At 69.3% G+C, this 19,744-nt stretch carries 16 protein-coding genes; 4 read left to right on the top strand and 12 right to left on the bottom strand.

The genetic code is table 11. The annotated features are described in order from the left end of the window. Positions 1-73: 73 nt before the first annotated feature. Positions 74-2,725, top strand: coding sequence for a TonB-dependent receptor (locus H9656_RS07760; protein ID WP_191743577.1), 2,652 nt, complete (start codon positions 74-76; stop codon positions 2,723-2,725). Between the two features lie 151 nt (positions 2,726-2,876). Here H9656_RS07760 and H9656_RS07755 read toward each other — a convergent pair whose 3' ends face one another. The 9 genes from H9656_RS07755 to H9656_RS07715 form a co-directional block, all read right to left on the bottom strand. After that, positions 2,877-5,966, bottom strand: a complete 3,090-nt coding sequence (locus H9656_RS07755; protein WP_191743576.1) for an efflux RND transporter permease subunit — start codon at positions 5,964-5,966, stop codon at positions 2,877-2,879. A gap of 9 nt (positions 5,967-5,975) precedes the next feature. Further along, on the bottom strand, positions 5,976-7,160 hold the full coding sequence (locus H9656_RS07750) for an efflux RND transporter periplasmic adaptor subunit (protein WP_318240607.1): 1,185 nt from the start codon (positions 7,158-7,160) through the stop codon (positions 5,976-5,978). 154 nt (positions 7,161-7,314) lie between these two features. Next, positions 7,315-7,743, bottom strand: coding sequence for a DUF6491 family protein (locus H9656_RS07745; RefSeq protein WP_191743575.1), 429 nt, complete (start codon positions 7,741-7,743; stop codon positions 7,315-7,317). Between the two features lie 40 nt (positions 7,744-7,783). Then, on the bottom strand, positions 7,784-9,646 hold the full coding sequence (gene mnmC / locus H9656_RS07740) for an FAD-dependent 5-carboxymethylaminomethyl-2-thiouridine(34) oxidoreductase MnmC (RefSeq protein WP_225212269.1): 1,863 nt from the start codon (positions 9,644-9,646) through the stop codon (positions 7,784-7,786). A 118-nt stretch (positions 9,647-9,764) separates the two neighbouring features. Then, on the bottom strand, positions 9,765-10,037 hold the full coding sequence (locus H9656_RS07735; protein ID WP_191743574.1) for a hypothetical protein: 273 nt from the start codon (positions 10,035-10,037) through the stop codon (positions 9,765-9,767). Between the two features lie 151 nt (positions 10,038-10,188). Then, positions 10,189-10,494 carry a hypothetical protein gene (locus H9656_RS07730; protein ID WP_191743573.1) on the bottom strand — a complete coding sequence of 102 codons (306 nt, stop codon included), beginning with the start codon at positions 10,492-10,494 and terminating at the stop codon, positions 10,189-10,191. A gap of 96 nt (positions 10,495-10,590) precedes the next feature. Next, entirely contained in the window at positions 10,591-11,460 is an 870-nt protein-coding gene (gene motA / locus H9656_RS07725) for a flagellar motor stator protein MotA (protein WP_191743572.1), read from the bottom strand. Between the two features lie 134 nt (positions 11,461-11,594). Further along, positions 11,595-13,394: a long-chain-acyl-CoA synthetase gene (locus tag H9656_RS07720; RefSeq protein WP_191743571.1), complete on the bottom strand. Its 1,800-nt coding sequence runs from the start codon at positions 13,392-13,394 to the stop codon at positions 11,595-11,597. Positions 13,395-13,652: 258 nt separating this feature from the next. After that, positions 13,653-14,975, bottom strand: a complete 1,323-nt coding sequence (locus H9656_RS07715) for a PQQ-dependent sugar dehydrogenase (RefSeq protein WP_191743570.1) — start codon at positions 14,973-14,975, stop codon at positions 13,653-13,655. A gap of 117 nt (positions 14,976-15,092) precedes the next feature. Between H9656_RS07715 and H9656_RS07710 the strand changes: the two genes are divergently transcribed. From H9656_RS07710 to H9656_RS07700, 3 genes are all read left to right on the top strand, one after another. Further along, on the top strand, positions 15,093-16,028 hold the full coding sequence (locus tag H9656_RS07710; RefSeq protein WP_191743569.1) for an ABC transporter ATP-binding protein: 936 nt from the start codon (positions 15,093-15,095) through the stop codon (positions 16,026-16,028). Next, positions 16,028-16,795, top strand: coding sequence for an ABC transporter permease (locus H9656_RS07705; RefSeq protein WP_191743568.1), 768 nt, complete (start codon positions 16,028-16,030; stop codon positions 16,793-16,795). The genes H9656_RS07710 and H9656_RS07705 overlap by 1 nt, the downstream gene beginning before the upstream one ends. Positions 16,796-16,887: 92 nt before the next feature. Next, on the top strand, positions 16,888-17,982 hold the full coding sequence (locus tag H9656_RS07700) for a hypothetical protein (protein ID WP_191743567.1): 1,095 nt from the start codon (positions 16,888-16,890) through the stop codon (positions 17,980-17,982). 1 nt (position 17,983) lies between these two features. Here H9656_RS07700 and H9656_RS07695 read toward each other — a convergent pair whose 3' ends face one another. The 3 genes from H9656_RS07695 to H9656_RS07685 are packed head-to-tail and all read right to left on the bottom strand — an operon-like array spanning position 17,984 to position 19,717. Then, positions 17,984-18,526, bottom strand: coding sequence for a hypothetical protein (locus tag H9656_RS07695; protein WP_191743566.1), 543 nt, complete (start codon positions 18,524-18,526; stop codon positions 17,984-17,986). Continuing rightward, entirely contained in the window at positions 18,523-18,900 is a 378-nt protein-coding gene (locus H9656_RS07690) for a hypothetical protein (protein ID WP_191743565.1), read from the bottom strand. Before H9656_RS07690 ends, H9656_RS07695 begins: the two co-directional genes overlap by 4 nt. A 46-nt stretch (positions 18,901-18,946) precedes the next feature. Then, on the bottom strand, positions 18,947-19,717 hold the full coding sequence (locus H9656_RS07685) for a ribonuclease T2 family protein (protein ID WP_191743564.1): 771 nt from the start codon (positions 19,715-19,717) through the stop codon (positions 18,947-18,949). Between the last annotated feature and the right edge of the window lie 27 nt (positions 19,718-19,744).

The following is a 19,744-nucleotide window of genomic DNA, read 5'->3' as shown; positions in this document are numbered from 1 at the left end:
CGCTAGTCATCAGGGACAGGAATCGCGCGCGGCCGCGAAATGCGGCCGGGCCTACAGAGTCGGGGAGCCGCCTATGCGTTTGAACCACATCCTTCGCTGCACCGCTTCGGTCGCCGTCGTCGGCGTCGCAGCCTTCGGTTTCGCGGGGGCCGCCGCCGCCCAGACGGGGCCGACCACGGTCGACGACATCATCGTCACCGCCCAGAAGCGCGAACAGAGTCTGCAGGACGTGCCGATCGTGGTCACCACCCTGTCGCAGGCGGCGCTGGAAGGCGCCGGCGTCCGCGACATCAAGGATCTGCAGATCCTGACGCCGGGCATGACCGTGACCTCGACCCAGTCGGAAACCGCCACCACCGCCCGTATCCGCGGCGTCGGCACCGTCGGCGACAACCCCGGCCTGGAAAGCTCGGTCGGCGTGGTGATCGACGGCGTTTACCGCTCGCGCAACGGCGTCGGCTTCGGCGACCTGGGCGAACTGGCCCGCATCGAGGTGCTGAAGGGGCCGCAGGGCACCCTGTTCGGCAAGAACACCTCGGCCGGCGTCATCAACATCATCTCCGAGGCGCCGTCCTTCACCCCCGGCTTCGAGGCTGAGGCCACCTACGGCAACTTCGGCGCCTGGGGCCTCGCCGGCTCGGTCACGGGCCCGCTCAGCGACAAGGTCGCCGGCCGCCTCTACATGGCCAAGCGCGAGCGCGACGGCTTCTATGACGTCGTCACCGGCGCCGGCCCGCGTCAGGAGACGGACGACCAGAACCAGAACTTCTGGACCGCGCGCGGTCAGCTGCTGATCCTGCCGTCGGACGACATCTCGATCCGCCTGATCGCCGACTACTCCAAGCGCGACGAATACTGCTGCGTCTCGACCCAGATCCGCACCGGCCCGACCGTGGCCTTCATCAATGCGGTCGGCGGTCAGCAGGCGGCGCCGGCGCCGGGCTTCGGCGAACTGCCCTTCTCGCGCACGGCCTACGCCAACCGCGGCACCGGCCAGACCATGGAAGACATGGGCTTCTCGGCCGAGGCCAACATCGACATTCCGGCCTGGAACGCCACCTTCACCTCGCTCAGCTCCTGGCGGAACTGGTCGGGCGTCAACGGCATGGACCTCGACTACACCACCGCCGACCTGCTCTATCGTCAGGACGACGGCGGCTACGGCTTCGAGCTTGAGAACCTGACCCAGGAGTTCCGCCTGGCGGGCGCGACGGACCGCATCGACTGGCTGGTCGGCGCCTTCATGACGCGCGAAACCATCAACCGCGACGACAGCTACTGGTACGGCGCGGCCTACACGCCCTTCATGTCGCTGCTGATCTCCAGCCAGCTGAACGCCGGCGCGGGCGGGGCGATTCCGATCAGCCCGAACATCGTCGGCTGCCTGACCCGTCCGGGCACCACGGCGCAGTTCCTGGCCGGCTGCCTGGTCACCGGCGGTATGGCGCCGGCGGGTCCGACGGCCGCGACCGGACCGGGCTTCGGCGTCGGCCACGGCGTTCAGGACCACTACCGTCAGACGACGGAGTCCTTCGCCGTCTTCACCAACAACACCCTGCATCTGACCGACAAGTTCGATGTCACCTTGGGCCTGCGCTACACCCTCGACGACAAGAGCCTGACGGGTCTGCAGGACAACCTGGGAACCAACGGCGCGGCCTGCGGCGGCGCCCTGGGCAATGTCGCGGCCATGACCGGGGCTCTGATGGGCGCGGGCCTGCCTCAGGCCGCCGCTCAGGCCACGGCCGGGCGCCTGGCCGCCAACCTGTGCCTGCCCTGGGCCAACCCCCTGTTCGACAACCGCCGCATCGGCGAGGGCCACAGCGACGGCGAGCTCAGCGGCACCGTCAAGGGCAGCTATCGCTTCAACGACAGCGTGATGGCCTACGCCTCCTATGCGCGCGGCTATAAGTCGTTCGGCTACAACATGGACCGCGTGCAGGGGCCGACGGCGACCAATCCGTTGCCGATCAATCCCAGCAGCTCCTTGCTGTTCCCGTCCGAAATGGTCGACAGCTATGAGATCGGGCTGAAGAACACCCTCTTCAACCGCTCGGTGCTGTTCAACATCACCTACTTCAATCAGAAGTTCGAAGACTTCCAGCTCAACACCTTCCTGGGCACGGCGTTCGTGGTCGAATCCATCCCTGAGCTGACGTCCGAGGGCGTCGACGCCGACTTCGTCTGGTTCACCCCGGTCGAAGGTCTGTCGCTGTCGGGCGGCGTGACCTACACGGACACCAAATACGGCGACTTCACCGCTGCTGACCTGGCCAACCCCGGCAACTTCGGCCAGCTGTCGCTGCTGCCGGGCGCCCGCGCCTCCTTCGCGCCGGAGTGGTCGGCCACGGCCGCCGTGGCCTTCGATCGCTCGATCGGGTCGGGGATGAAGGTGGGCCTGAACCTGTCGGCCAAATACTCCACGGAGTTCAACACCGGTTCGGACCTGCTGCCGTACAAGATGCAGGACGCCATGACCCTGCTGAACGGCCGCATCACCCTGGGTTCGGAAGACGAACGCTGGGCGCTGGACCTGTGGGCCCAGAACCTGACCGACGAAGAGTACAAGCAGGTGGCCATCAACGCCCCGCTGCAAGGCTCGGCGTTCCAGACCACGGTCCAGCCGAACGGCACCTACTACAACCCGGCGCTGGACACTCAGACCTACAACGCCTTCATGGGCCAGCCGCGCACCTACGGCGTGACCCTGCGCGTCCGCTACTGATCTAAGCGAGACGCTCGACGACAAGAGGCGGGCCGGAGCGATCCGGCTCGCCTTTTTGTTCTCCCGCTCCCGGAGGGAGAGGGCGCGCGCATGAAAAAGCCCCCGGCCGCATGGACCGGGGGCTTTCCTGTTTTCGGTCTTGAGGCGCGGCTTACTCCGCCGGCGTGTGGCTCTCCCCCGCCATCCGCCGCTGCCCGGCGAACATCCGGCTCAGCATCCGCCGCCCGAAGCCGGCGATGTCGTCGATGATGGTGAACACCGCCGGGATGTAGAGCAGTGACAGGAAGGTCGAGGAGATCAGCCCCCCGACCACCGCCACGGCCATCGGCGAGCGGAACTCCACGTCGGCGCCCCAGCCGATGGCGATGGGCACCATGCCCGCCCCCATGGCGAAGGTGGTCATCAGGATCGGCCGGGCCCGCTTGTGGGCGGCGTCCATGATGGCGTCGAAACGGTTCAGCCCGCTCTTCTCGGCCATGATGATGTAGTCGACCAGCAGGATGGAGTTCTTGGCCGCGATCCCCATCAGCATCAGCACCCCGATCAGGGCAGACATCGAGAAGCTCTTGCCGGCGATCACCAGGGCGATGAAGGCGCCGCCGATGGCCAGGGGCAAGGCCGCCATGATGGTGACCGGATAGGCGAAGCTTTTGAACAGCAGGGTCAGCACCGCGTACATCAGCAGGATGCCCGACAGGAAGGCGATGCCGAAGCCGATCAGCATCTCCTGGATGAACTCGGCGTCCCCGGCCGGCACCTGGCGCACGCCTGCCGGCAGGTTCTTGACCGAGGGCAGACGGTTGACCGCCTGGCCGGCGGCGCCGGTGGTGATGCCGTCCAGCTCGGCCGTGATCGAGGCGATGCGCGACCGATCCTGACGGCTCACGGTGGCCGGACCGGCGCCGAACTCGATGTCGGCCACGGCGCTCAGCGGCACTGCGGCGCCCGAGGCGGTCGGCACGCGCAGGTTCTGCAGCACGTTCAGGTCCTCGCGCGCTGCTTCGGTCAGCTGCAGCCGGATCGGGATCTGGCGGTCGCCCAGATTGTATTTGGGCAGGTTCTGCTCGATGTCGCCGATGGTGGCGACGCGCACCGCCTGCGAGATGGCGCCCGCCGAGACGCCCAGCAGCGCCGCCTCGTCCGGCCGCGGCGTGACCAGGATTTCCGGGCGGGCGATGGCGGCCGTATTGACCACATTGGCCAAGCCCGGCACGCCGCGCATCTCGTCTTCCACCTTGCGCGCTGCGGCTTCAAGCGTCGCCGGGTCGTCGCTCAGGATGGAGAAGGTGTAGCTGGTGCCGTCGCCGGGGCCGCCGCCCTGCTGGGCGATGCCGGCGCGGATGCGGGCGCCGGGGATCTGCTTCAGCTCATCGACCATGACGCGGGCGAAGGCCTGCTGGCTCAGGTCGCGCTTACCCTTGGGCACCATGTCGGCGTAGACGTTGGCCTGATTGACCGACTGTCCGCCGACGGCGGCGTAGACCGAGGTGACCTCGGGCCGGGCGTTCAGCATCTGGGTCACCTGCCGCACCACGGCGTCGGTCTGGCGCAGGGTGGCGCCCGGCGGCAGCTCGATCTGGAAGGCCGCGCGGCCCTCGTCGGCGGGCGACATGAACTCGAACGACATCTTGGCGACCACGGACAGGCCGATCGAGCCGAACAGGAAGGCGCCGCCCATGACGAAGACGATCCAGCGATGGCGCAGGCACCACTTCAGCGAGCGCAGATAGCCCGCCATCCAGAAGGGATCCTTGTCCTCGTGGTGGGTGTGCTTGAGCAGATAGGCCGCCATCAGCGGCGTCAGCAGACGCGCCACCACCAGCGAGAAGAAGACGCTGATGCAGGCGGCCAGCGCAAAGGCCTTGAAGAACTGGCCGATGATGCCGGGCATGAAGCCCACGGGCGCGAACACGGCGATGATGGTGCCGGTCGTCGCCACCACCGCCAGGCCGATCTCGTCGGCGGCCTCAAAGGCGGCGTCATAGGGCGGTTTGCCGTCGCGCATGTGGCGGACGATGTTCTCGATCTCGACGATGGCGTCGTCGACCAGGATGCCGATCGTCAGCGACAGGGCCAGCAGCGTCACCACGTTCAGCGACTGGTCCATCGGCCCCAGGATGGCGAAGGTCGGGATCAGCGACATCGGCATGGCCGTCGCCGCGATCAGGGTCGCGCGCCAGTCGCGCAGGAAGATCCACACCACGATGACCGCCAGCACGGCGCCGAGGATCAGCGCCTCCAGCGAGGCGAGGTAGGATTCCTCGATGTATTTCACGCTCGAGGTGACCTGTTCGATGGTCAGTTCGGGGTGCGCTTCGTCGATCTTCTCGACCTCGGCGCGGACCTTTTCGGAGACCTTGACCTCGCTGGCCTCGCGCGAGCGCAGGAAGTTGAAGGTCACGGCCTCCTGGCCGTTGTAGCGGGCCAGGCGACGCGGCTCGCTCCACTTGTCGACCACCGTGCCCAGGTCGCCCAGACGCACATTCTTGCCGTCGCCGACGGGCACCAGGGTCTCGCGCAGCTGTTCGACCGACCCGGCGGCGCCCAGCGTCCGCACGGCCCGCTCGGAGCCCGCGATGGTGACGCGCCCGCCCGGCAGGTTGTTGTTGACCCCGGTCAGGGCCTGGCTGACCTGCGCCGCCGTGACGCCGTAGGCGCTCAAACGCTGCGGATCCAGCTCGACGCGAATCTCGCGGTCCACCCCGCCCGAGCGGTTGACCTCGCCGACGCCGCCCAGGGCCAGCAGGGCGCGGCTGACCTCATTGTCGATGAACCAGCTGATCTGTTCCGGCGTCATCGTTTCCGAGCGCACCACATAGGTGATCAGGGCGTCGCCGGTGATGTCGATGCGCTGGACCGTCGGCTCCTGCATGTCCTGGGGCAGGCTGGCGCGCACCCCGCTCATGGCGTTGCGCACGTCGTTGGTGGCGCGCTCGGTGTCGGTGCCCAGCTCGAACTCGATGGTGGTCGAGGACACCCCGTCGGAGACGTTGGAATAGATGTGGCGCACGCCCGACAGGCCGGCGATCGAATCCTCGATCACCCGCGTGACCTGCACCTCCATCTCGGTCGGGGCGGCGCCGGGGCGCGCGGCCGTGACCGCAACCAGCGGGAAGTCGATGTCGGGATTGTTGTTGATCCGCATCCCGGCGAAGCCGGTCACCCCGCCCAGCGTCAGCAGCAGGAACAGCAGGATGACGGGGATGGGGTTCTTGATCGCCCAGGCGGAAATCTGGTTCATGGCCGGGCCTTACTTCTTGGCGGGCGCTTGGGCGGCGGCGGGCGCGGCCGCAGCCGGGGCAGGGGCTGGAGCCGGGGCCGCAGCCGCCGGCTTGGGCGCCGCCACCGTCACCTTGTCGCCGTCGTTCAGGAAGCCGGCGCCGGCCACCACGACCCGCACTCCGGCCGCCAGGCCCTCGACCGAGGTCTGGTCGTCATTGCGCGACAGCACCGTCACCGGGGCGAAGCGCACCGAGGAGTCGGCGTTCAGCACGAAGACGCCTGACTTGTTGCTGCGGTACAGGACCGCGTCGGTCGGCACCACCGTGGCCGGACGAGCGCCCGCCTCGATGGCGGCGCGGGCGAACATGCCGGGTTTCAGCGCGCTGCCGGGCGACAGGCTGATGCGCGCCAGCCCCAGGCGGGTCTGAGGATTGACCTCAGGCGTGACGATGCGAACCGTGCCGGTCGTCGAGCCGGCCTGGCTGGAGGTGATGGCCGCGCTCTGCCCGGCCTGGATCAGCGGCAGTTCGGTCTCGGGCACCTGGGCGTCCAGCTCCAGGCGACCGTCGCGCACCATGCGGAACAGTTCGGTCCCGGCGTCAATGATCTGGCCCTTGGTGACGCTGCGGCTGATGATCAGCCCGCTGACCGGCGCGCGGATGGTGGCCTGCGACAGGCGGGTCTGGGTCTCGGACAGCGAGGCGCGCGCCGCAGCCAGATTGGCCGCCGACGCCCGCTGGTTGGCCAGGGCCGTGTCCAGCGCCGCCTGGCTGAGGAAGCCGCGCTCCTTCAGCTCCTGCGCCCTCGCCAGGGCGGCGTCGTCGCGCGCGGCGTTGGCTTCGGCGGTCTGCACCGCCGCCTGCTGCTGGCGCACCTGGGCCCGCAGCAGCACGTCGTTCATCTGCACCAGCGGCTGTCCCTGACGGACGTAAGAGCCTTCATCGACATAGACGGTCGTCGCCGTCAGCCCGCCGGTTTCGGCGCCGACCGGGACCTCTTCCCAAGCGCTGACGGTGCCTGAGGCGACCACGGTGCGGGGCAGGGCGACGGTGGTCGCCGTCGCGGCGCTGACGGTCTGGCGCGAGGCGCCGCCGCCTTCCTTATCCTTGGGAGCGTCGCCGTGGCCGCCGCAGGCGGCCAGGGTCAGGCTCGCGGCCAGCGCCACGGCCATGGCGGAGGTCAGTCGGGCCGAAAAGCGTCGAGAGGTCGCCACGTGCGGATATCCTGGGAGATTGAGCGTTCAGTCGGGCGCGCGCCAACCTTCTGTCTCCGGCGTCGCGGGCATAGCAACGGTGTTTAGCCGTTCGGCGATCCGGGCTCAAACGACTCTATGGCAATTACACAGAAGTAATCTGCGGCGGGCCGGCTCAGGGGCGTTCGCGTTCGGGCAGGGCTGCGACCTCGGCCGCGCTCAACGCTCCGGCCATGCGCACGTCGCAGGGAATGGCCGAGGCCGAGCGTCCGAACACCAGACGCGTCATGTCGCCGGTGCACAGATTGTTGATCCCGCCCCGCGGCGCAAAGCCGATGGCGAGGGGATGGTCCAGCTCCGGGCAGGCGCCGGCCACTTCCAGCCGATAGATGGTCTGGCCGGGGCCGCGCACATAGATGTTCCGCTCGTCGCTTGAGACGCGGAAATTGCGGATGTCCCGCTGGAAGACGCAGGCGCGCGCACCGGCCGCCGCGCTCTGAGCGCTCTGGCCGCTGTGGGCGGCGTCGCCGGAGGACGTGGGCGCACAGGCGGCCAGCCCTGCGGCGGCGCAAAGCAGGACGGCGGATATGAAACGGGCGGACATGGCTTGCTCCATCGCTTGGGGCCGGGGGGCTCCCGATCGATCAGGTAACGCTCGCTGATGAACCTAGGCTGTCAACGTCGCCGTCCGACGTCGGTTGCGGGGTCCAACGGCGCGGGTCCAGCCGCCGCGCCGCCTCGGCCGTCAGGGGCGACGGCCGCGCCGTCAGGATCGCGGCCAGATGCTCGCCCAGCAGCGGCGCGACGCAGAAGCCGCGCGAACCCAGGCCGGTGAGCGCATAGAGGCCTTCCGCCAGGGCGCCGCACAGGGGCAGGCGATCCGGCGTCGTCGCCCGCACCGCCGCGCGTCGCCCGTGCGCCCCGGCGGGCGCGTTCGCCGCCTCGGCCGCGCGCCGGGGCAGGGCGGCGCCCAGCGTCGCACGGTTGCGGGCGCTGGCCTCGTCGGACGCTTCAGGCGTGTCGACGCCTCGGTCGTGGGTGGCGCCAAAGAGCATCCCCCGGCCGGTCGGCGCGGCGTAACCGCCCCAGGCCGCCGGGACGAGCGGGGCGGACGCCGTCTGGCCCTCGATCCAGTCCGCCTGCCCGGCCACGGGCGACAGCGGCAGGTCAGGGGCCAGTTGGGCCGAGCCCCAGCCGGCGGCCAGCACCACCGCATCCGCCTCGGCCAGCACGGTGTCGCCCTCGCCGCACACGCGCCAGCCCTCCGCCATCGGCTCCAGCCGTGTGACGCGCCCCGCGACCCGCTCGGCGCCCGCCAGCCACGGCTCCAGGATCGCGTCGGAGCGCACGGCCAACGCCTGGGCCATCATCAGCCCGCCGCGCGGCGTCGGCTCGCCCAGACGCTCCGTGCAGGCGGCCGCATCCAGCCGCTGCATGGCCCCTTCCGGCCACAGGTCCTGGGCGGCGATCTTGTCGAAGCGGACGGCGTCGCGCGGCGCCTGCTCCAGTTGCAGCACGCCCTCGGCGACCACCGCGCCGGGCAGGGCGCGGTAAAGGTCGCCCGCCCGCTCCAGCGCTTGGGCGTGGAAACCTGCGATCAGGGCGTCGCCTGCGTCCAGCCGGGGCGTGACCAGCGAGGCGGGAAAGCCCGACGCCCCCGCGCCCGCCCGTTCGGCCTCGATGACGGTGACGCGCGCGCCCTCGGCGATCAGGGCGCGCGTAACGGCCGCCCCGGCGATCCCGGCGCCGACGACGGCGACATGGGGCGCTGGCTTCGGCGGCGTCTGGCCCGCCATGCGCGCTTCCAGCCGCTCGCGCTTGCGCCCGTGGCCGGGCTTCTTCTCGACGGTGAAGCCGTGCTCGGACAGGCCCCGCCGCACGGCCCCGGCGACGGTGAAGGTGGCCAGTCGCGCGCCGGGGGCTGAGCGCCCCGCCACCAGAGCCAGAATCTCCGGGGACCACATGCCGGGGTTCAGCGCCGGCGAAAATCCATCCAGGAACCAGGCGTCGGCCGCACCCGACCACTGCTCCAGCGCCCATCGCGCGTCGCCGACGGCCAGATCGATCGTCGCCCCCCACTGCGGCAGGTCGAGGCGGTGAAACCCCGGCGTTCCGGCAGGCCAGACCGCCAGCAGCCCGGCGGCCGTCTCGGCCAACTCGGGCCAGGCCGCCAGCGCCCGCGCCGCCTCTTCGCGGGTCAGGGGGAAGCCTTCGATGGAGAAGACCTTGAGGCGACCCCCGTCGGGCCGCGTCCGCCGCCACAGGTCCAGCAGGGCGACGATGTTCAGCCCGGTGCCGAAGCCCAGCTCGCCCACGGTAAAGGCCGATCGCCCGCTCCAGGCGTCCGGCAGGCCGCAGCCCTGCAGGAAGACCGCGCGCGTCTCGGCCAGGCCGTCGTCCTTGGAGAAGTAGACGTCGCCGAATCGGCCCGAGCGCGGCGAGCCGTCCTCGGCCCACACCAGAAGCGGAGAGGCGTCGTCAGGCGCGATGTCAGCGGGATGGGTCATGGCGGCCGGTCTACCGACCTGTGCGACCGGACGAAAGCGCGCAAGAAAAAAGGGACCGTCCGAGGACGATCCCTTTCTCCATCACGATCCGGAGATCGCGATTTAAGACTGTGAAGTCTTAGGCAGCCGGGGCGGCCGGAGCAGCCGGAGCAGCAGCGGCGTCAGCGGCCGGAGCAGCGGCGTCAGCCTTGGCGGCTTCGCCAGCGGCTTCGCCAGCAGCGGCGGCGGCGTCGGTGGCGGCGGCGTCGGCCGTAGCAGCGGCGTCGGCAGCGGTGTCGGCGGCGGCGGTGGCGTCGGCAGCGGCGTCTTCAGCCTTGTCGGTGGCGGCCGGTTGGCAAGCAGCCAGGGCCAGAGCGGCGGCCGAAGCGGCGATCAGAGCGGTGATGCGCATAGTTTTCTTCCTTCAGAAGGTAAATGCGAGACCATGAACCTCGCTGAGGGAGTGATAACGGCTTCGTGAGGATCAGCGCAAGCGATTTCTCACGGGTTCGTGAAGAGAGCGCGAGCGCGTCTCGATTTTCGATACGCTCAGCGGGGGGCGATCAGCCCGAGTGGGGTGGAATCGGCGGCGTCGTGGGGTCGGTGGGGTCGGTCGGCAAGGGCGTCGGCGAAGCGTCCGGGTCGGGCGGCAGGGTCGGCGGCGTCGGGGCCGGAACGGCGTCGCCGGGCGGGGGATTCGCCGGGTTCATCGTGTCGGGCCCTGCCGTAGACGCCGGCGCGGTCGCAGGCGTGGCGGCCGGGGCCACGCCTTCCGCCCGCTCCGGCGACCGCTCGTTGCAGGCGCTCAGCAGCAGGACGGCGCCAAGCGCGGCTACGCTGGACAGGGTGGCTCTTGAGGACGGTCGCATCGGACGGCTCCTTTCAGAAGCGGCCGCGCACGCGGCCGTGATCTTCAGAGAACCGTCGTGAACGCTCCGTGTTCCGAAAGTCGGATTAAGCGCGCGTCAGGCGTCCATCGGCGCGGCGGCCAGGGCCTCTTCCATCTCGATGAAGGACGGCTGGGCGGTCGTGGGGATGTCGCCGCGGCCGATCTCGACGGAGATCTGGGCCGCATTGCCGTGCAGGTGAGCCACCAGCACGGACTGGATGATCTTGTAGTAGGCGTTTTCCTCTTCGACGATGGCGTTCAGGCGCGAGGCGAACGGCCCCACCAGCCCATAGGCCAGGAACACGCCCAGGAAGGTGCCGACCAGGGCGCCGCCGATCATCCCGCCCAGCACCTCGGGCGGCTCGGTGATCGACCCCATGGTCTTGATGATGCCCAGCACCGCCGCGACGATGCCCAGCGCCGGCAGGCCGTCGGCCAGGGTCTGCAGCGCATGGGCGGGGGCCAGGGCCTCGTGGTGGTGCTTCTCCAGCTGCTTTTCCATGGCGTCCTCGATCTGATGCGGATCTTCGAGGTTCATGGTCATCATCCGCAGGGTGTCGCAGATGAAGTCGGTGGCGAAGTGGTCCTTCAGCACCTTGGGGTACTTCTGGAAGATGGTGCTTTCGGCCGGCTTTTCGATGTGGCTTTCCAGGGCGATCACGCCCTTGGACTTCATCGTCTTGGTCAGCTGGAACAGCAGGCTCAGCAGGTCCTTGTAGTCCTGCTTCTTCCACTTCGGTCCGGCGAAACATTTGCCCAGCCCGCCCAGGGTGGCCTTGATCACCGGCAGGCTGTTGGAAATCAGGAAGGCCGCGATCCCCGCCCCGAAAATCGCCATCAGCTCATAGGGCAGCGAATAGAGGATGGTCGCCATCTTGCCGCCGTGCAGCAGAAAGCTGCCGAACACCATGGCGAACAGCATGATGATGCCGATGATCTGGAACATGAGGCGAGCGGGCGTCCTGCAGCCGAAGGGTCAGACCGCCTTATCGCCGTTAATGCTTAAGGGCGCGTTTCGTGAATCCCGGTTCGGCACAAAAACAACCGAGCCCGTCTTCCGGCGGAAGAGGGGCCAGCGTTCTACAGCCGCGTCTCGCCGCTCAGGATCGCTTCACGCGCCTTGGCGGTCAGCTTCTGATAGCCGGCCTTGCCGCCGCGCACCCAGACCGGACCGTCGACCTTGTCCGGGTCGAAGCCGTCGGCGACCAGGTCGACCTTGCGGTATTTGAAGGTGCCGGTGGTGTCGGCCGACTTCAGCATCCGCACGAACACGGGCCGCGCATAGGACGGCAGTTGCTCGTCGGTCCAGGCGGCGAAGGCGGCGGCGTCGAACTTGTCGTCCAGCACCAGGCCGACCATGCCCGCCTTGCCTTCCTGGCCCGGCACGGTGACGCCATAGGCGATGACTTCCTGCACGCCGGGCGCCTCGGACAGGCGCTGCTCGACCTCGGCGGTCGAGACGTTCTCGCCCTTCCAGCGGTAGGTGTCGCCCAGCCGGTCCATGAAATAGAGGTAGCCCTGCCGGTCCTGACGCATCAGGTCGCCGGTGCGGAACCAGCGGTCGCCCTTCTTGAACACGTCGGTCAGGATCTTCTTCTCGGACGCCTTCTTGTCGGCGTAGCCCGAGAAGTCATGGCGGATATCGCTGCCGATCTGGCCGATGGCCTCGCCCGTCTCGCCGACAGAGGCCGTGACGCACTGGCCGTTCGGGCCGCGCAGAGGCTCGCCCGTCTCCGGGTCCAGGGCGATCAGGCGGATGTTGATCTGCGACTTCAGATAGCCGGGCACCCGGCCGATGGCGCCGGCCTTGCCGTCGAAGTTGAACAGGGAGACATTGCCCTCGGTCGAGCCGTAGAACTCAAGGATGTCCTTGATGCCGAAGCGGCTCTGGAACTCGGGCCAGACGTCGGGGCGCAGGCCGTTGCCGAAGGCCAGCCGCAGCTTGTGGTCCCGCTCGTCGGGGGTCTCGGGGCTGTTGACCAGATAGCGGCACAGCTCGCCGATATAGACGAACATCGTTGCGCCCGTCGCCTTCACGTCGGGCCAGAAATGGGTGGCTGAGAAGCGCCGCCGCGTCACCATCCGCCCGCCGTTCAACAGCACCGAGCCGACCCCGACCAGCCCGCCGGTCGAGTGATACAGCGGCAGGACGTTGAACAGCACGTCCTTGGGCGTCGAGGCCGTGGCCCCCGCAAAGGCGCGCATATAGGTCCGCACCCGCGAATGCGGCATCCGCGCCGCCTTGGGCAGGCCTGTGGTGCCCGAGGTGTAGATGTACAGGGCCGTGTCGCGGTTGGTCATGCCCTGACGCAGCGAGCGGTCGGGTCGCACCGAGGAGGCGCTGCGCACGGCGTTGTCCAGATCGCGGCGGCCGTTGGTCTCGTTCTCCTCGCCCAGGCCGTGGACCCAGATCATCAGATTGCGGTCGACCAGGCTGCGCGCGTCCTCGACCGCCTGCCAGCAGTCCTCGTCCGTCACCACGTTGAAGGCGGTCGAAATGGTCAGGCAGTGGGCCAGAGCCGCGCCGGTCAGATTGTTGTTGATCAGGGCGGTGGCCACCCCGACCTTGGAGAAGCCGAACCAGGCGGCGACGTATTCCACGCGATTGTGCATCACCAGGGCGATGACGTCGCTGCGCTTCAGATTGCGGCTCTTGGCCCAGTTGGCGTAGCGGTTCGCCAGGGCCTCGAACTCGCGATAGGTCAGTTTGCGGGTCTCGTCCTCGACGGCGATGTTGGGGCCGAACCTGTCGACCGCCTCCTCGATGTCGTCACAGGCCAGGACGTCGCCGTCCAGGGTGATGGGCTTGATGCGCTTCAGAAGCCGGAACAGCCCGCTCGCGAACTTGATGTCACGCCGGATGTTTGCCGCCAGTCCCATGGGTGCGCCGCCTCTTCCCGATTTGCCTTTACCAAGGGTGATGAACGGCGCGGGGCGGCGGGTCAACTGGCGGCGGGGACGCAGGCGAGGCCATTCGACAAAAAGGCAAGCTTTCGCGTGGTTTTCAATGACGTAAGGTCAAGTCGAAGGGCGACGTAACGTCAAGCTGATCCATCCATGACGGACCCGTTCACACTGGGTCGTCTACAGAAGAAATCCGCCGCCGTCCGCCATGACTGCCAAGGTCTGTTTCGCATCTCAGCGTGCGGCGGGCGTCACGCGCCAGACGGCGTCGCCCACGTCGTCGGCGACCAGCAGGGCGCCGCGCGGGTCCATAGCGACGCCGACCGGTCGTCCCATCGCCTCGCCCCGCTCATTACGGAAGCCGGTCAGCACGTCCTGCGGCGGCCCGTCGGGCCGCCCGTCGCGGAAGGGCACGAAGATGACCTTGTAGCCGGACGGCGGGTTGCGGTTCCACGAGCCGTGCTGGCCGATGATCGCCCCATTGCGCCACTGCGGCAGCAGGTCGCCCGTATAGAAGGTCAGACCCAGCGAGGCCGTGTGCGGCCCCAGAGCGTAGTCCGGCTTGATCGCCCGGGCGACCATGTCGGGCCGGGCGGGCTGCACCCGTTCATCGACGTTCGCGCCGTAGTAGCTCCACGGCCAGCCGTAGAAGCCCCCTCGCGTCACCGAGGTCATGTAATCGGGGACCAGGTCGTTCCCCAGGGCGTCGCGCTCATTGACCGAGGTCCACAAACGCCCGTCCTGCGGGTTCCAGGCCAGGCCGACCGGATTCCTCAGCCCCGAGGCGAAGACCCGCCGCGCCCCCGTCGCCGCGTCGATCTCCAGGATGGCGGCGCGGTCGACCTCCTCGTCCAGCCCGTTCTCGCCGATGTTGGAGTTGGAGCCGACCCCGACGTACAGCTTCGTCCCGTCGGCCGAGGCGACCAGGCTCTTGGTCCAGTGGTGGTTGCGGCCGGCCGGCAGGTCCGCGACCTTGACCGGCGCCGCATCGATGCGCGTCTGTCCCGTCCGATAGGGGACTTTGACCACGGCGTCGGCGTTGGCGACGTAGAGCGTCTCTCCGACCAGAGCCATGCCGAAGGGCGATGTCAGGCCGCTGAGGAAGACAGTCTTCGTCTCGGCGGTCCCGTCGCCGTCGGCGTCGCGCAACAGGCTGATGCGATCGGCGCTGGGCCGGTCGCCCGACCCGGCGCGCGCCATCACCAGCCCCTCGATCCAGCCGCGCAGGCCGCCCTTCTTCTCCTTGGGCTTGGCCGGTCCCTGCGACTCGGCGACCAGCACGTCGCCGTTGGGCAGGACATAGAGCCAGCGCGGATGGTCCAGACCGGTCGCAAACGCATTGACGGCCAGCCCCGCCGCCGCAACGGGCGCGCGGCCTTGCGCCCAGCCGACGGCAGGCGCGATCTTGACCAGGGGGACCCGCTGCGGCTGCGGCGCGGGCAGGTTGGGCGCGGCGCCGAAGCCGTTGGTTTCCGGCAGTACGCTTTCGGTTTCGCAGGCCGCGAGGCTGAGCAAGGCTGCGAAGGGGAGGGCGAGCAGGAAGGGGCGAGGAGACATGGCGATCGTCCTGTGCGTTTACCCTTCATCATACGCCGTTTTGCACGCAAAAGGGCTCCCCCTTGAGCGACCGCTTTCGGCTCCTTATCTGCCTTCCCCGAAGCCGGGAGGGGCTCCATGCCAGCCGTCATTTCCATCGAAGGTCTGACCAAGACCTACAAGTCCGGCCATCAGGCCCTCAAGCGCGTCGATCTGGAGATCGAGAAGGGCGAAATCTTCGCCCTGCTGGGGCCGAACGGGGCGGGCAAGACGACGATGATCTCCATCGTCTGCGGCATCGTCACCCCGTCCAGCGGAACCATCCTCGCCGACGGCCACGACATCCAGTCCGACTATCGCGCTGCTCGGGCCAAGATCGGCCTGGTGCCGCAGGAACTGACTACCGACGCCTTCGAGACCGTCTGGGCCACCGTGACCTTCAGCCGGGGCCTGTTCGGCAAGGCGCCGAGCCCGGCCCATGTCGAACAGATCCTTCGCGACCTTTCCCTGTGGGACAAGAAGGACGCCAAGATCATGACCCTGTCCGGCGGGATGAAGCGCCGCGTCATGATCGCCAAGGCCCTGAGCCACGAACCGGAAATCCTGTTCCTTGACGAGCCCACGGCGGGCGTGGATGTCGAGCTGCGCCGCGACATGTGGGCGCTGGTTCGCAAGCTGCGCGATCGCGGCGTGACCATCATCCTGACCACCCACTACATCGAGGAAGCCGAGGAGATGGCCGACCGCGTCGGCGTCATCCTCAAGGGCGAGCTGATCCTGGTCGAGAAGACCGCCGCCCTGATGCAGAAGCTGGGCAAGAAGACCCTGACCCTGAACCTGCAGGAGCCGCTGGCCGCCCTGCCGCCCGAGCTAGCCGACTGGCCGCTGGCGCTCAAGAACGACGGCGGCGAGATCGAGTACGTCTTCGATTCCAACGCTGAGAAGACCGGCGTCCCCTCCCTGATGCGCCGCCTGTCGGACCTCGGCATCGGCTTCAAGGATCTCAGCACCCGCCAGAGCTCGCTCGAGGACATCTTCGTCGACCTGGTCCATCAGGATCGGGAGGCCGCGTGATGAGCTTCAACGGTTACGGAGTCTGGGCCATCTACCGCTTCGAGATGGCGCGGGCCCTGCGCACCCTGTGGCAGTCGCTGGTGACGCCGGTCATCACCACGTCGCTCTATTTCGTCGTCTTCGGCGGCGCCATCGGCAGCCGCATGACCGAGGTGGACGGCGTCCCCTACGGCGCCTTCATCGTGCCGGGGCTGATCATGCTCAGCCTGTTCACCCAGTCGATCTTCAATGCGTCATTCGGTATCTACTTCCCCAAGTTCACGGGGACGATCTACGAGATCCTGTCCGCGCCCGTCTCGCCGCTGGAGATCGTGCTGGCCTATGTCGGGGCGGCGGCGACCAAGTCGGCGATCCTGGGCCTGATCATCCTGGCCACGGCGGCCTTCTTCGTGCCGCTGCAGATCCTGCATCCCTTCTGGATGCTGGCCTTCCTCATCCTGATCTCGACCACCTTCGCGTTGTTCGGCTTCATCATCGGGGTTTGGGCGCAGAATTTCGAGCAGCTTCAGTTCATTCCCATGCTGATCGTCACGCCCCTGACCTTCCTGGGCGGCGCCTTCTATTCGATCGAGATGCTGCCTGAGGGCTGGCGCACGCTCGCCCTGTTCAACCCGGTGGTCTATCTGATCTCGGGCTTCCGCTGGGCCTTCTACGGCGTGGGCGACGTCAGCGTTCAGATCAGCCTTGCGGCCACGCTGGGCTTCTTCTTCGCCTGTCTGGCGGTGGTGGGCTGGATCTTCAAGACCGGCTATCGTTTGAAGAACTGAAGGCCACGAAAGCGCCGAACTCGGCGCTCACCGTCCCGGCCCTCAAACGCCTTTTCGACCTGATGCGCGCCCGCCTGGGCGCCGGAGACCGAATGTCCGACGCCGACGACAAGACCCCTTCGACCGACAACCCGGCGCCGGACGCCGCGCCGCGCGCCTCGGACCCCTTCCGCCGGGGCCAGATCACCTGGGGCCGCCCGCCCCAGGCCGCCTTCCACGTCGGCCCCCTGCCGCGCGACGAAGGCCTGGCCCGCCTGACCGCCATGCCGCCGCATCCCAAGCCGGCGGCTCACCGCCCGCCCCAATCCGCCCAGACCCCCTCCGCCCAGGCCCCGTCCGCCCCCCAGAGGCCCGCCCCGGCGGCCCCGCTGGCGGCGGCGCGCCCGTCCGGCGTCTTCAGCGGCTCGCTGGTGCCGCGCCGCCAGCCCGGGCCGCAGGCTCCCCTCCCGCAGGCCCCCGCGGCGCAGAGGCAACCGGCCGCGCCCAGCGCCGACGCTCGTCCGACCCCGCCGCCGGCCCCCCGGCCGCGTCCGGCGGCCGAGACGGCCTCTCCGGCCTCGGCTGTAGCCTCGCCCGCCGTCGCGCCCCTGGCCGCGGCCGCCCAACCCGCCGCGCCCGCGCCTCAGCCGGTCCCGCCGGTCGTCGCGCCGCTGGCGTCGCCGTCCAAGCCTCGCTCGCGCTGGCCGCTCTACGCCGGCGTGTCGGCGGCTGCCGTGCTGGTTCCCGTGGCGGTGTGGGTTCTGGCCCGTTCGGGCGCGCAGGACGCGGCGCCTCCGCCGCCGGCCGCTGTGACCCCGGCTGCGGTCGAGACCCCCGCGATTCCTGTCGAGACGCCGGCGCCGCAACCCGCCCCCGCTGTCGTGGAGACGCCCGCCGCGGCGCCTGTCGCACGCGCGTCCTCGCCCAGACCCGCCGCCGCATCGCCTGCGCCCGCGCGCCCGACGCCTGCGCCCCGGCCGACGCCGACCCCCGCTCCGACGCCCGCGACGCAAGTTCCGGCCGCCCAAGCGCCTGCGGCTCAGCCTCCCGCCGCCGCCACGCCCCCGCCGGTGGTGGTTGTCGCGCCTCCCGCTGCCTCCCAGCCCGACGCCCCGGCCCAGGCCGAGGGCCCGCCGCCGACCCAGGCGCGCCCGTCCCAGACCGACCCCAACGCCCCCATCGTCACCCGACCGCAGAAGCTGGATTGACCTAGCGGTTTGGAGGCGGCGCCGTCTGCTCGGCCAACGGCAGCACGCGGGTGTCGCGGCGCAGGCTGTCGGGCATGAAATCGGAGTCAAAGGCGCCCCGCGTTGTTCCGGCGCCGGTCTGGACGAACTGCGTACCGTAGATCTGCGGCCGTCCCGTCGCCTGCAGATAGCGATCCAGACTCGCCGCCGCGATCCAGGCGGCGTCTGCATGGCCTTGCGATAGGGCGGCGGTCGCCAGGGCGTGGGCCAGAAGGTAGTCGTCCGCCCTCGCGCCATGCTGGAGAATGAAGGCCGCCCGCGCATAATCCGCGCCGCTGCGCACTTGGCCCGCTGCCAGCAGGCGTCGCACGTCGGCTTGTCGTCGGGCGTCCGCCATGCCTTCCGTCAGGCTGACGACCATGTCCTTCCGGGCCGCCTGATCTTCTGCGAACAGGGCCGCGAGACGCGGATTGTCGGCGATGTCCGCGTGGTCGGTGTCCTGAGCCGGACCGCATCCCACAAGCAGGCTCGCAGCGCCGGTCAGGATCAGGGCCAGTCGTTTCATTTCAGCGGCAGATAGCCCCGCTCGACCATCCGGCGCAGGGCGTCATAGGCCTCGGCCAGCTCGTCATAGGCGGTGCGGGCGGCGGTCAGGCGGGCGACCTGATCAGGCGTCGCCGGCGCGCCGGACTCGGCCAGGCGCACGGCCTCGGCGCCCCAGCGCGCCCGCGCCTGGGCCGTCAGCACGGCCAGTTTCTGGAAGGCGCCGACGTCGATCTGGGCCAGGGCGTGGCCTATCAGTTCGCGGTTGGCCACATAGGCGGCGTAGTCGATCTGCTCCAGCAGACCGCGCAGGCGGCGCTGTTCCTGCGGCTCCATGTCCTCTGGCTGGAAATGGTCGCTGGAACGACGGCGGGACTGGGTCAGCATGGTCGACATGACGGCCTCGGGCGAAACAGCAGCCTTCAGCCTGACCCAGCTTTGGTTAACCGGCGGTTTGCGCGCCGCCCGGAACGCCCCCCGCAACCCCCCTGGGCGCCAGCTTCAGCCGCTCGCGGTCCGGCGCGCCCAGGCCGCTGGGGCAGCGCATCGGCCGATAGTCCTTGGAGTAGCAGAGCCGCGCCTCGCGGAACCAGCCGTCGGTGGTGGCGATGAAGACCCCGTCGCGCGGGAAGCCCGGATTGGCTGCGGCAAAGGCGTCGCGGATGGCCCCCGCGGTCAGGCGCTGGGCGGGGATGGCCTCCAGGTCCGGCTTGTTCAGCCCGTCCCACATCCGGGCCGACTGGGCGAAATAGGCCTCGGGGCTGTCCCAGCCGCAGGTGCCGTGCGCCGCCCATTCGTGCTGTTGCAGGCTGGGCGAAGGCATCATGCAGAAATGCTCGCGCACCGTCTCCACCGGGATCGCCGGGCCGGGCGCGGCGCAGTAGCGGGGGTGCTTGTTGTCCGCCCCGTTGGGCCACAGCCCGTGCAGGGTCAGGCCGAACTGGTTGCTCGCGCACTGATAACGCTCGTCCGGATAGTCCTTGCCGCTGCGGCACGCCTGGGGCGACCAGCTGACCGCCAGCATGTTGAAGGCGACCGGCACGTCGGCGGCGACCTCGTCCTGCGGGATGCGATAGGGGCGGGCCGGGCTCAGGTCGTCGGGCGCCTGGCAGACGGCACCGGCGACCTCGGTCCGTTCAGGCGTCGCCTCCGTCGTCGCGGAGCAGGCGGCCGGCAGGAACGTCAGGGCGGCGGGGACGAAAAGAGAGCGCATCCCGCTCTCGTAAACCCTGCGTGATCC

It is taken from the genome of Brevundimonas guildfordensis (genome assembly GCF_014836405.1).
Classification (GTDB): Bacteria; Pseudomonadota; Alphaproteobacteria; order Caulobacterales; family Caulobacteraceae; genus Brevundimonas; species Brevundimonas guildfordensis.
Note: the sequence above shows the minus strand (reverse complement) of the source record. Positions and strands in the feature narration are given on the sequence as shown.

What these genes read in the sequence shown, in the direction of transcription:
- H9656_RS07760 (WP_191743577.1), top strand. Translation starts at nt 74, where the DNA reads ATGCGTTTGAACCACATCCTTCGCTGCACCGCTTCGGTCGCCGTCGTC.
- H9656_RS07755 (WP_191743576.1), bottom strand. Translation starts at nt 5,966, where the DNA reads ATGAACCAGATTTCCGCCTGGGCGATCAAGAACCCCATCCCCGTCATC.
- H9656_RS07745 (WP_191743575.1), bottom strand. Translation starts at nt 7,743, where the DNA reads ATGTCCGCCCGTTTCATATCCGCCGTCCTGCTTTGCGCCGCCGCAGGG.
- mnmC (WP_225212269.1), bottom strand. Translation starts at nt 9,646, where the DNA reads ATGACCCATCCCGCTGACATCGCGCCTGACGACGCCTCTCCGCTTCTG.
- H9656_RS07735 (WP_191743574.1), bottom strand. Translation starts at nt 10,037, where the DNA reads ATGCGCATCACCGCTCTGATCGCCGCTTCGGCCGCCGCTCTGGCCCTG.
- H9656_RS07730 (WP_191743573.1), bottom strand. Translation starts at nt 10,494, where the DNA reads ATGCGACCGTCCTCAAGAGCCACCCTGTCCAGCGTAGCCGCGCTTGGC.
- motA (WP_191743572.1), bottom strand. Translation starts at nt 11,460, where the DNA reads ATGTTCCAGATCATCGGCATCATCATGCTGTTCGCCATGGTGTTCGGC.
- H9656_RS07720 (WP_191743571.1), bottom strand. Translation starts at nt 13,394, where the DNA reads ATGGGACTGGCGGCAAACATCCGGCGTGACATCAAGTTCGCGAGCGGG.
- H9656_RS07715 (WP_191743570.1), bottom strand. Translation starts at nt 14,975, where the DNA reads ATGTCTCCTCGCCCCTTCCTGCTCGCCCTCCCCTTCGCAGCCTTGCTC.
- H9656_RS07710 (WP_191743569.1), top strand. Translation starts at nt 15,093, where the DNA reads ATGCCAGCCGTCATTTCCATCGAAGGTCTGACCAAGACCTACAAGTCC.
- H9656_RS07705 (WP_191743568.1), top strand. Translation starts at nt 16,028, where the DNA reads ATGAGCTTCAACGGTTACGGAGTCTGGGCCATCTACCGCTTCGAGATG.
- H9656_RS07700 (WP_191743567.1), top strand. Translation starts at nt 16,888, where the DNA reads ATGTCCGACGCCGACGACAAGACCCCTTCGACCGACAACCCGGCGCCG.
- H9656_RS07695 (WP_191743566.1), bottom strand. Translation starts at nt 18,526, where the DNA reads ATGAAACGACTGGCCCTGATCCTGACCGGCGCTGCGAGCCTGCTTGTG.
- H9656_RS07690 (WP_191743565.1), bottom strand. Translation starts at nt 18,900, where the DNA reads ATGTCGACCATGCTGACCCAGTCCCGCCGTCGTTCCAGCGACCATTTC.
- H9656_RS07685 (WP_191743564.1), bottom strand. Translation starts at nt 19,717, where the DNA reads ATGCGCTCTCTTTTCGTCCCCGCCGCCCTGACGTTCCTGCCGGCCGCC.